An 11,477-nucleotide genomic window follows, 5' to 3' on the forward strand; every position below is an offset into this window, starting at 1 on the left:
CATGTCTCTATTCAAACGCTCTGTCGTCAGCGAGATCACCAGTCACGCTGGCGTTGTCTTTTCCACGTTGCTCATCGTGTGGCTCAGCGTGTTGCTCGTGCGCCTGCTCGGTGAAGCGGCGGGCGGCAACATCGGGGCGGACGTCGTGCTCGTGCTGGCCGCGCTGTCCACCATCACGGCGCTGCCGACCATCCTGGCGGTGTCGATCTTCATCGCCGTGCTCACCACCGTCACGCGCAACTATCGCGAATCCGAAATGGTCGTCTGGTTCGCCAGCGGCCTGTCACTGGCCGACTGGCTCAAGCCGGTGCTGCGGGTCGCCGTGCCGGTGGCCATTGCCGTGGCGGGCCTGACCCTGGTGGCCGCGCCCTGGGCCTACCGCCAGATCGGCGAATACCACGAACGCTTCGAACAGCGCTCGGACCTGTCCAAGGTCACGGCGGGCCAGTTCGCGGAATCGGCTGGCGGCAACCGCGTGTTCTTCGCCGAAGACCCGGCCAAGCCCACCGACGAGCTGGGCAACGTGTTCGCCCGCGAAAACGGCCCCGAGTGGCTGAGCGTGCTGACCGCCGCCAGCGCCCACAGCGAAACCCTGCCCAACGGCGACCGCTTCCTGGTGCTGGGCGAAGGCCATCGCTACGACCTGAAGCCGGGCACGCCCGAGATTCGCCTGGTGCACTTCGACAAATACGGGCTGCGCCTGGAAAGCAAGGGCGGCGACGATCCGGTCGCCTCGGCCCGCGCCGCCGCCGAGCGCTCGTCCAAGGCCCGCACCACGCCGCAACTGATGGCCGACAACACCACCAGCAGCTGGTCGCAGGTGATGTGGCGCATCTCGCTGCCGCTGGCCGCGCTGAACCTGGCGCTGCTGGCCATTCCGCTGGGCGCGGTGAACCCGCGCCTGGGCCGTTCGGGCGACCTGCTCATCGCGGGCCTGGTCGGCCTGCTGTACATGAACCTGATCAACCTGTCGCGCGCCTGGATTTCCAACGGCAAGCTCAGCTTCGGCGTGGGCACCGTGGCGATCCACGTCGTCGTGGCCATGTTGACCGCGTTCCTGCTGATGCGCCGCCTGCGGGTCAAGGCGCCCAAGACAACCAGCTAAGGCTGGCGCCTTGCTGCCCGCTGCCCGCGCCCGCGGGCAGCCTTGATTCGTGATGCGGCCGTTGCCGGCCCGCGTCACGGCAGATACTTCATCGTGCCGCGCTTGCCGGCCAGCAGGTCGGCGTTCTTGAGCACCGACTTGCGGATGAATTCCCACAGCACCGTCACGCGCTTGAGCTTGCGCAGGTCTTCGTGGCAATACATCCAGAACGACCGCGTGATCTCCACTTCCTTTTCCAGCACGGGCTTGAGCCGCGGGTCCTGCGCGGCGATGAAGCACGGCAGGATGGCCAGCGACTGCCCCTGCAATGCGGCGTGGTATTGCGCCACCACGCTGGTGCTGCGCAGCACCACCCGGCTGGCGGGCAGCAGGTCTTCCAGGTAGCGCAGGCGTTCGCTGAACAGCAGTTCGTCGACATAGCCGATGAAGCTGTGGCCGGCCAGGTCGGCGCGGCTCTGGATGGGCGGGTGGCGCGCCAGGTAACCCGGCGTGCCATACAGGCGCAGGGTGTAGTCGCACAGCTTGCTGCAGACGTACGGGCCGCGCTGGGGGCGTTCGATGGTGATGGCCAGGTCCGCCTCGCGCTTGGACAGGCTGACAAAGCGCGGCACCGGCAGGATGTCCAGGGTGATGTGCGGATAGCGCCGCTGGAAGTCGGCGGCCAGCGGCGTCAGCACATAGCTGCCGAAGCCCTCGGTGGCGCCGATGCGCAGATGGCCCGACAGGGCCTGGCCGATGCCGGACAGGTTCTCACGGGCGGTGTGCACCGTGCTTTCCATCTGCTCGGCATGGACGAACAGGCGCTGGCCGTCTTCGGTCAGCACGAAGCCGGCGCTGCGTGACTTCTCGAACAGCAGGGTGTCCAGCTCGGTTTCCAGCGCACGGATGCGCCGTGACACCGTGGTGTGTTCGACCCCCAGTTTGCGCGCGGCGGCGCTGACCCGCTGGGTGCGCGCCACTTCCAGGAAATACCGCAAGCTGTCCCAATCAAGCACGTTTTCAGCCCTTGTCGTCGTTGTGCATTGATGCACAAGGAATGTGCATTTCTAGTGTTGCTTGTTGATTTTCACACATCTACACTGGGTCGGCAGGCCCTAGGGCAAGCTCCTGGGGACCGCAGGCCGCAAAGACGGCGCCATAACGCATAAAACTCAGGAGACAAATCCATGGAATTGCACGTACGCGGGCTGGCCGCAGGCTTGTGTCTGGGCGCTGCGCTGGTAGGTCAGGCGCAGGCGGCGGACAAGCCGCCGGTGAAGATCGGCATTCTGACGGACATGTCCGGCACCTATGCCGGCATGGGCGGGGCAGGTTCGGTGGCGGCGGCGCAATTGGCCATCGACGATTGCCTGGCCGCCGAGTGCAAGGGCATGAAGATCGAACTGGTCTCGGCCGACAACCAGAACAAGGCGGACGTGGGCGCGGCCAAGGCGCGCGAATGGTTCGACCGCGATGGCGTCACGGCCATCGCCGACCTGACCAATTCCGCGGTGGCACTGGCCGTGCAGGGCATCGCGCGAGAAAAGAACAAGGTCGTGATGTTCTCCGGCCCGGCCACCACGGCGCTGACCAACAAGGAATGCTCGCCGGTTGGCTTTCACTGGATGTTCGACACCTATTCGCAGTCCGCCGGGGGCGCCAAGGCCACCGTCAAGGCGGGCGGCAAGTCCTGGTATTTCATTACGGTCGACTACGCCTTTGGCCACTCGCTGGAAGCCGACACGGCCAAGGCGGTCAAGGCGCTGGGCGGCACGGTCGCCGGCAGCGTGCGCCATCCGCTGAACGCGCCCGACTTCGCCTCGTATCTGCTGCAGGCGCAAAGCTCGAAGGCGCAGGTCGTGGCGTTGGCCAATGGCGGCCAGGATACGGTCAACGCGGTCAAGCAGGCCCGCGAGTTCGGCATCGTGGCGGGCGGCCAGCGGCTGGTGTCGCTGCTGATCTTCCTGTCTGACCTGCGCGCGCTGGGGCTGGAAAGCGCCCAGGGGCTGTCGTACGTGGACGGCTTCTATTGGGATTACGACGATGCCTCGCGCCAGTGGGCCACGCGCTTCGAGAAGGCCTTCCGCGGCCTCAAGCCCACCATGACGCAGGCCGGCGTGTATTCCAGCGTGCTGCACTACCTGCGGTCGGTGGCCGCCTCGGGCAGCACCGACGGCAAGGTGGTGGCCGACAAGATGCGCGAGCTGCCGATCAAGGACCCGATCATGCGCAACGCGTCGATCCGCCCTGATGGCCGTGTGATCCACGACATGTATCTGTACGAAGTGAAAAAGCCGTCCGAGTCCAAGGGCGGTTGGGATTATTCCAAGCTGGTCGCTACCATTCCGGCCGCCGAGGCCTTCCAGCCGCTGGCCGATTCGACCTGCCCGCTGGTGCAGAAGTAGAAGTGAAAGCCGGGCTTGGCGGCGCCGGCCGGGTGCTGGCTCGCCGCCCGCAATGAACCCTGAACGCGGATTCCATCCGCATCGATAAAGCAGTGTGAGGAGCATCAAATGAGTGAAGTCCCCCGCGTTCCGCTATTGATCGGCGGCAAGCTCGTGCAGTCCAAGACCACCGAATGGCGTGACGTGATCAACCCCGCCACGCAGGAGGTCGTCGCCAAGGTGCCCTTTGCCACGCGCGAAGAGCTGGACCTGGCGGTCTCCAATGCCAAGGAAGCGTTCAAGACCTGGCGCAACAGCGGCCAGGGTGCGCGCATGCGCGTCATGCTGAAATTCCAGGAACTGCTGCGTGCCAACACCGGCAAGCTGGCCGAGATGATCACCCGCGAACACGGCAAGACCCTGCCGGACGCCGAGGGTGAGGTGGGCCGCGGCCTGGAAGTGGTGGAGCACGCCTGCTCGATCGCCAACCTGCAACTGGGCGAATACGCCGAGAACGCCGCGTCCGGCATCGACGTCTACACCCTGATCCAGCCGCTGGGCGTGTGCGCCGGCATCACGGCGTTCAATTTCCCGGTGATGCTGCCTTGCTTCATGTTCCCGATCGCGGTGGCTTGCGGCAACACGTTCGTGCTCAAGCCGTCCGAGCAGGACCCCACCGCCTCGCTGTTCCTGGCCCAGCTGGCCCTGGAAGCCGGCCTGCCCCCGGGCGTCTTGAACGTGGTCCATGGCGGCCCGGATACGGCCAACGGCCTGTGCGAGCATCCCGACATCAAGGCGGTGTCGTTCATCGGTTCGACCCGCGTGGGCACCGAGATCTACAACCGCGCGTCCGCCGCGGGCAAGCGCTGCCAGTCGATGATGGGCGCCAAGAACCACTGCGTGATCCTGCCGGACGCCGATCCCGAAGTGGCGCTGAACCAGCTGGTGGGCGCCGCCTTTGGCGCGGCCGGCCAGCGCTGCATGGCCTCGTCCGTGGCCGTGCTGGTGGGCGATGCCCGCAACTGGCTGCCCGACTTCGTCGAGCGCGCCAAGAAGCTCAAGGTCAATTCGGGCATGGACCGCGCGGCTGACCTGGGTCCGCTGGTGTCGCCCAACGCCAAGAAGCGCGTCGAAAGCCTGATCCAGAAGGGCGTGGACGAAGGCGCCAAGCTGCTGCTGGACGGCCGTAACCTGAAGGTCTCGGGCTTCGAGCAGGGCAACTTCGTGGGCCCCACGGTGTTTGACGGCGTGACCGAGGAAATGACCATCTACACCGAGGAAATCTTCGGACCGGTGCTGTGCGTGGTGGGCGTGGAAACGCTGGAAGAGGCGGTGGAATTCGTCAACCGCAATCCCAACGGCAACGGCGTGGCCCTGTTCACCCAGGACGGCGGCGCGGCGCGCTACTTCCAGAACAACATCGACGTCGGCCAGGTGGGCATCAACGTGCCGATTCCGGTGCCGGTGGCCTGGTTCAGCTTCACCGGTTCGCGCGGCTCGAAGCTGGGCGACCTGGGCCCCAACGGCAAGCAGGCGGTGCAGTTCTGGACCCAGACCAAGACCGTCACCGCGCGCTGGTCGGCCCACGCCAAGACCGTGAACACGACGATCTCGATGCGCTGAAAGAGGGACGCCTTGCGCCTAAGCTTATATTAATAAGTCATATAACAAGGCGTCCTTATTACTTATAATTGGTCCGTCTATCAGGGGCCAATTCATGAACCTGCAGCAATTTCGTTTTGTGCGCGAAACCATCCGGCGCGACTTCAACCTGACCGAAGCCGCCCGGATGCTCTATACCTCCCAACCGGGCGTGTCCAAGGCGATCATCGAGTTCGAGGACGAACTCGGCATCAAGATCTTCGAACGCCATGGCAAGCGCATCAAAGGGCTGACCAAGCCCGGCCTGGCGGTTTCGCAGGTGATCGACCGCATCATGCGCGAAGTCGACAATCTCAAGAAAGTCAGCGACGAATTCGCCCGCCGTGATGAAGGCGGCCTGGTGATCGCTTGCACGCACACCCAGGCCCGCTATCTGCTGCCGCGCGTGATCCCGGCGTTTCGCAAGCAGTTCCCCAAGGTGCACCTGTCGCTGGCAGAAGGCAGCCCGGCGCAACTGGCCGAAATGGTGCTGCACGAGCAGGCCGACCTGGCGCTGGCGACCGAGTCCCTGGCGCTGACCCCGGGCCTGGCGACGCTGCCCGTCTACGCCTGGGAGCACACCGTGGTGGTGCGCCCCGACCATCCCCTGGCCGAGCTGACCTCCAGCGCCGCCAAGCGACTGTCACTGGCGCAACTGGCCGAATTCCCCATCGTGACCTACGACCGCGCCTTTACCGGCCGCAGCACGATCGACGAAGTCTTCGCCAACCAGGGCATCCATCCGGACATCGTGCTGGAAGCCATCGACGCCGACGTGATCAAGACCTACGTGGACGTGGGCCTGGGCATCGGCATCATTGCCGGCGTGGCCTACGACCCGCGGCGCGATTCGAACCTGGTGGGCCTGCCCGTGGGCCACCTGTTTGGTACGCACACCACCCGGGTGGGCGTGAAGGCCGGCGTGTTCCTGCGTGACTACGTCTACACCTTCCTGGAAATGCTGGCGCCGTCATTGACCCGCGCGGTCGTGACCGAGGCCGTGCAGGGCACGCCCAAGTAGGCGTGGCCGGCATGGATGCCCAGCGACAAGACGCGGCCCCTGGCGGGAGCCGCGTTTTTTTTGGGGCAGAGGGAACGGGGACGGGTCTCTCACTATGCGTTCCCATAAGCTCATAAAAATAATTAAATAAGAACCGATCTCATTTAAGTTGACTAAAAAATAGGAATCATTATCATTACATCCAGTCTCAACGACCCAGTGAGGTTCAACATGACGGCAGGATTGAGTGCAGTGGTAGTGGGCGCCGACAGGCTCGGCAACATTCCGGATCTGCTTAAAGGACACAATATTTCGATCACGCACCACATCAGTGGCCGTGACCCCTCGCATCAGAAGAAGACGTTGCAGCTGCCCTCGGGCACCCAGCTGGTCATCTTGCTGACCGACTTCCTGGGCCACAACGTCATGAAGACGTTCCGCAATGCCGCGCAGCGTGGCGGCATCCGTGTCGTGGCTTGTCGCCGTTCGGTGTGCAGCATGCAGCAGGCGCTGCAGCAATGCGGCCTGTGCTCGGGAGCCGCGGTCCACTGACGGCTTGCCGCGCTGCCGCGGATACAGAAAAACTGGGGAGGCCGAAACGGCCTGCGGCCCCAAGGCCGCGAAGAGAAATGAAAAACGCCGCCGGACTGGAAAGTCCGGCGGCGTTTTGCCGTTTGGGGGATGGCGCGGGGCAGGGCGTCGTGCGACGCTGCCCCAAAGCGTATCAGTTGGCCGCGCGGGCCGAGGCCATCAGGCTGTTGTCCAGGCGGCGGGCGCCGTTGTAGCGCTTGGTCCAGTAGGCCATGGTCATGTTTTCGACACGCACCACGCCGCCGGCGCTGGGCGAGTGCACGAAGCGGTCGTCGCCCAGGTAGATGCCCACGTGGGAATAGCGGCGGCCCATGGTATTGAAGAAGACCAGGTCGCCGGCCTTGAGCTCGTTCTTGCTGACGGAGGTGCCTTGCTGGGCGATTTCGGCGGCGTTGCGGGGCAGCTTCAGGCCCAGCGAACGTTCGGCGGAATACGCGACCAAGCCGCTGCAATCGAAACCGGTATCGGGGGAGCTGCCGCCGAAGCGGTAGCGGATGCCCAGGTAGTTCAGGGCTTCGCTGACCATGGCGTTGTCGCTGCTGACTCCCGACGATTGGGTGCGCTGGCGGTCACGCTTGAACTTCTGCACCACCAGCATGCCGATGGGGTCATCGGCGGTGGCGACCCATTCCGTTTCGTACGGATCGATCTCGGACGAATAGGCGGTGGATTTTTGATTGGTGCCTGCACAACCCGCCAGACCCGCGACGCACGCCACCAGCGCCAGCAAACGCAGACCGCGGTGTGCTTGGCCAGAGGATGAATTCAGTCGCGCGCTTTTGGAGTGTCGATGCATTCGGCTGGGGATGGCAGCCACTTTTTTCGCAGATCAGAAGCAATAAAGCGTCAAAAACGCTAAAAAACACCTGAATAGCTGGAATAAAGCAGCGAACCAACAGATATGTTGTCACAACTTCGCGGGGATTCTACCAAACTTTTAAGACTGGTTCGTTACTGTAACCAGCCTGGCGCCCGTGAGGCGTAGACGCGTGGCAGAATTTTTTGACCTGGGGCAAGCCTGGTGCAAGGTTTGCCCACCAAAATGACTGAAGGATTCAAAAAGAAAGCAATCAGCCTTAAGGCGTATGCACAATAACAGGAGACAAAAATGCAAAAAACCAGGGATTTCCATTACCGGTCGGTGCACGACCGCGATGCCTTCTGGCGCGAAGAGGCGACCCGGGTGCACTGGGAGACGCCATTCGAGTCGGTCCTGGACTTTTCCCGGCCGCCGTTCGCCAAGTGGTTCGTGGGCGGCAAGACCAATCTTTGCTACAACGCGGTGGACCGCTGGCTGCCCACCCAGGCCGACCAGCCTGCCCTGATCTGGGTGTCGACCGAAGTCGACCGCGAACGCGTCTATACGCGCCAGGACGTCTATGACGAGGTCAACGCCGCCGCCGCCATGCTGCGGGACCTGGGCGTGGGCCGGGGCGACCGGGTGCTGCTGTACATGCCGATGGTGCCCGAAGCCGTGTTCACCATGCTGGCCTGCGCCCGCATCGGCGCGGTGCATTCGGTGGTGTTCGGGGGCTTTGCTTCGGTCAACCTGGCCCAGCGCATCGATGACGCCGCGCCCAAGGTGGTGGTGTGCACCGACGGTGGCTCGCGCGGCGGCAAGGTGGTGCCCTACAAGCCGCTGCTGGATCGGGCGCTGGCCCTGTGCAAGACGCCGCCGGCGTCCGTGGTGGTGTTCGACCGGGGCCTGGCGCCGTTCGAGCCCGTGGCGGGCCGCGACCTGGACTACGCGACCTTGCGCGCGGCCCAGCATGGGGTGCAGGTGCCGGTGACCTGGCTGGAATCGTCCGAGCCCAGCTATATCCTGTACACGTCCGGCACCACCGGCAAGCCCAAGGGCGTGCAGCGCGACACCGGCGGCTATGCCGTGGCGCTGGCCTCGTCGATGGAATACCTGTTCAATGGCCGCGCGGGCGATACGTTCTTCTGCACCAGCGATATCGGCTGGGTGGTGGGGCACTCCTATATTGTGTATGGGCCGCTGATCGGCGGGCAGGCGACCGTGCTGTACGAGGGCACGCCGGTGCGTCCGGATGGCGCCATCCTGTGGAAGCTGGTCGAGCAGTTCGGCGTCAACACGCTGTTTTCGGCGCCCACGGCGGTGCGGGTGCTCAAGCGCCAGGACCCGGCGCTGCTCAGGAAACACGACCTGTCCAGCCTGCGGGCGGTGTACCTGGCGGGCGAACCGCTGGACGAGCCGACGGCGCAATGGATCTCGGAAGGCCTGGGCAAGCCCATCATCGACAACTACTGGCAGACCGAATCCGGCTGGCCGATCCTGTCGGCGCAGCCGGGCGTGGAAAAGGTGGCGACCCGCTACGGCAGTCCGTCGTTCCCGGTATACGGCTTCGATGCGCGCATCGTCAGCGAGGCGAATGGCGAAGACCTGGGCGCCAACCAGAAGGGCGTGGTGGCGATCGTGCCGCCGCTGCCGCCGGGCGCCATGTCCACCATCTGGGGCGACGACGAGCGCTTCGTCCAGACCTATTTCACGTCGATTCCCGGCCGCCAGGTCTATTCCACCTTCGACTGGGGCCTGGTCGACCCGGACGGCTATTGGTTCATCCTGGGCCGCACCGACGATGTGATCAACGTGGCGGGCCACCGGCTGGGCACGCGCGAGATCGAGGAATCGGTCAACAGCCACAGCGGCATCGCCGAATGCGCGGTGGTGGGCGTGGCCGATGCGCTCAAGGGCCAGGTGGCGATGGCCTTCGCCGTGCTGAAGAATCCGGCGATGGCGGACGCATCCGAGGGTGCAAAGCAGCTGGAAGCGGATATCATGCGGCTGGTGGAAGATCAGCTGGGCGCGGTGGCGCGACCTGCCCGGATCCGGTTCGTGGGCGCCTTGCCCAAGACCCGCTCCGGCAAGGTGCTGCGCCGCGCGATCGTCGCCGTCTGCGAAGGCCGCGACCCCGGAGACCTCACCACCATCGAAGACCCCACCGCCCTGGAACAGATCAAGGAGTCGCTGCAATGAATACCAAACCCGTGCTGACCGCCGAAGACGTCAAGAAAATCCTGGCCGCGGCCGAAGCACACGCCCTGCAGAACAAGTGGGCGGTCACCATCGCCGTGTCGGACGATGGCGGCCATCTGCTGGGCATGCTGCGGCTGGACGACGCCGCCCCCATCTCTTCGCACATTGCGCCGGCCAAGGCCAAGACCGCGGCCCTGGGCCGCCGCGAATCGCGCGTCTACGAAGAGATCATCAACAACGGCCGCTACTCCTTCCTGTCGGCGCCGCTGATCGAAGGCATGCTGGAAGGCGGCGTGCCCGTGATCGCCAACGGCCAGGTGGTCGGCGCAGTCGGCGTGTCGGGCGTGAAGTCCACCGAAGACGCCCAGATCGCCCAGGCTGGCATCGCCGCGCTGGGCCTGTGAGCCAGGAAGAATCGCGGCAGCCGTCGGCGGGCCAGGCGCCCGCCGGCCTTGCCGCGCCGGCCGGCGGGGCAGCGGACACCGGTCCGCTGAACCCCGGCGTGGCCAAGCGCGAAGTCTGGGCCTGGGCCATGTACGACTTCGCCAATTCCGGCTACACCACCGTGATTCTCACGGCGGTGTTCAGCACCTATTTCGTTGGCGTGGTGGCCGGCCGTGCGCCGTGGGCCACGCTGGCCTGGACGGCGGCGCTGTCGCTGTCCTATCTGCTCATCATGCTGACCATGCCCACGCTGGGGGCGCGGGCCGATGCCCGCGCCGCCAAGCGGCGCCTGCTCTACACCAGCACCACCGGCTGCGTGGCGGCCACGCTGCTGCTGACCCAGGCGGGGCCGGGCGACGTCTGGCTGGCCCTGGCGGCCATCGTCGTGTCCAACTACTGCTATTGCATCGGTGAATCCGTGGTGGCGGCTTTTCTGCCCGAACTGGCCAAGCCGTCGGCGCTGGGCCGGGTGTCGGGCTGGGGCTGGAGCTTCGGCTATTGCGGCGGCATGCTCACGCTGGGCCTGTCGCTGTGGGTGGTGACGCTGTCCGAAGCCAACGGCCTGGACGCCCAGCATTTCGTGCCGCGCGTCATCCTGGTGACCTGCGCCGTGTTTGCGCTGGCGGCGCTGCCGTCGTTCTTCATGCTGCGCGAACGCGCCCGGCCGCAGGCTGAACCCAAAGAGGCGCTGGACGTCTTCAAGCGCCTGGCGTTTGCATGGCGCGAAACCGGCCAGCATTTTCCCGAATTCCGTCGCCTGCTGATGTGCATCGCGTGCTATCAGGCCGGCATCTCGGTGGTCATCACCCTGGCCGCGGTGTATGCGTCCGAGGTCATGGGCTTCACGACGCCGCAGATCATGCTGCTGGTGTTCACCGTCAACATCGGGGCAGCCGCGGGTGCGTTCTCGTTCGGCTACGTGCAGGACCGCATCGGCCACAAGCCGGCGCTGGCCATCACCTTGTGCGGCTGGATCGTGATGGTGCTGGTGGCCTATGCCGCTGTCACGGCGCCGGTGTTCTGGGTGGCCGCCACGCTTGCGGGCCTGTGCATGGGCACGACGCAAAGCGCGGGCCGCGCCATGACCGGCGCGCTGGCCCCGGCCGGCCGCCTGGCCGAATTCTTCTCGCTCTGGACCTTCGCGGTGCAACTGGCCGCCGTCATCGGCCCGCTGACCTACGGCCTGGTCACCTGGCTCACGCACGGCAACCATCGCCTGGCCATCCTGGTGACCGGGCTGTTCTTCGTGGGTGGCCTCATCCTGCTGTCGCGCGTGGACATGGCGCGCGGCCTGGCGCGGCGCGCCGCCTAGCGCCGCAGCCGTTCGCCGCAACT

The 11,477-nt window shown here is 65.4% G+C and carries 10 protein-coding genes; 8 read left to right on the forward strand and 2 right to left on the reverse strand.

All coding sequences use genetic code 11. The annotated features are described in order from the left end of the window. Position 1 precedes the first annotated feature (1 nt). Positions 2-1,105 carry an LPS export ABC transporter permease LptF gene (gene lptF, locus HV798_RS01540; protein WP_175191042.1) on the forward strand — a complete coding sequence of 368 codons (1,104 nt, stop codon included), beginning with the start codon at positions 2-4 and terminating at the stop codon, positions 1,103-1,105. A 74-nt stretch (positions 1,106-1,179) separates the two neighbouring features. Here the strand turns inward: lptF and HV798_RS01545 are convergent, their stop codons facing one another. After that, the gene (locus HV798_RS01545; protein WP_175191043.1) at positions 1,180-2,100 is read right to left on the reverse strand and encodes a LysR family transcriptional regulator; all 921 of its coding nucleotides are present in this window, start codon (positions 2,098-2,100) and stop codon (positions 1,180-1,182) included. Positions 2,101-2,271: 171 nt separating this feature from the next. Here HV798_RS01545 and HV798_RS01550 point away from each other — a divergent pair, with 171 nt between their 5' ends. The 4 genes from HV798_RS01550 to HV798_RS01565 all read left to right on the forward strand — a co-directional run bounded on the left by HV798_RS01550 (position 2,272) and on the right by HV798_RS01565 (position 6,661). Further along, complete coding sequence (locus HV798_RS01550) at positions 2,272-3,489, forward strand: ABC transporter substrate-binding protein (protein ID WP_175191044.1); 1,218 nt, start codon at positions 2,272-2,274, stop codon at positions 3,487-3,489. A 108-nt stretch (positions 3,490-3,597) separates the two neighbouring features. Beyond that, positions 3,598-5,091, forward strand: a complete 1,494-nt coding sequence (locus tag HV798_RS01555; RefSeq protein WP_175191045.1) for a CoA-acylating methylmalonate-semialdehyde dehydrogenase — start codon at positions 3,598-3,600, stop codon at positions 5,089-5,091. A 94-nt stretch (positions 5,092-5,185) separates the two neighbouring features. Then, the gene (locus tag HV798_RS01560; protein ID WP_175191046.1) at positions 5,186-6,130 is read left to right on the forward strand and encodes a CysB family HTH-type transcriptional regulator; all 945 of its coding nucleotides are present in this window, start codon (positions 5,186-5,188) and stop codon (positions 6,128-6,130) included. A 210-nt stretch (positions 6,131-6,340) separates the two neighbouring features. Further along, positions 6,341-6,661 (forward strand): DUF2325 domain-containing protein, encoded by a 321-nt coding sequence (locus HV798_RS01565; protein WP_025137157.1) that lies wholly within the window; start codon positions 6,341-6,343, stop codon positions 6,659-6,661. 172 nt (positions 6,662-6,833) lie between these two features. Here the strand turns inward: HV798_RS01565 and HV798_RS01570 are convergent, their stop codons facing one another. Further along, a complete protein-coding gene (locus tag HV798_RS01570) occupies positions 6,834-7,496 on the reverse strand; it encodes a C40 family peptidase (RefSeq protein ID WP_175191047.1) in 663 nt (220 codons plus the stop codon). Positions 7,497-7,808: 312 nt separating this feature from the next. Between HV798_RS01570 and HV798_RS01575 the strand changes: the two genes are divergently transcribed. From HV798_RS01575 to HV798_RS01585, 3 genes are all read left to right on the forward strand, one after another. After that, a complete protein-coding gene (locus tag HV798_RS01575; RefSeq protein WP_175191048.1) occupies positions 7,809-9,698 on the forward strand; it encodes a propionate--CoA ligase in 1,890 nt (629 codons plus the stop codon). Further along, positions 9,695-10,102, forward strand: coding sequence for a heme-binding protein (locus HV798_RS01580; RefSeq protein WP_025137160.1), 408 nt, complete (start codon positions 9,695-9,697; stop codon positions 10,100-10,102). The genes HV798_RS01575 and HV798_RS01580 overlap by 4 nt, the downstream gene beginning before the upstream one ends. A 128-nt stretch (positions 10,103-10,230) precedes the next feature. Beyond that, complete coding sequence (locus tag HV798_RS01585) at positions 10,231-11,454, forward strand: MFS transporter (RefSeq protein ID WP_246288548.1); 1,224 nt, start codon at positions 10,231-10,233, stop codon at positions 11,452-11,454. Positions 11,455-11,477 lie beyond the last annotated feature (23 nt).

The organism is Achromobacter deleyi, from assembly GCF_902859705.1.
Lineage (GTDB): Bacteria > Pseudomonadota > Gammaproteobacteria > Burkholderiales > Burkholderiaceae_B > Achromobacter > Achromobacter deleyi.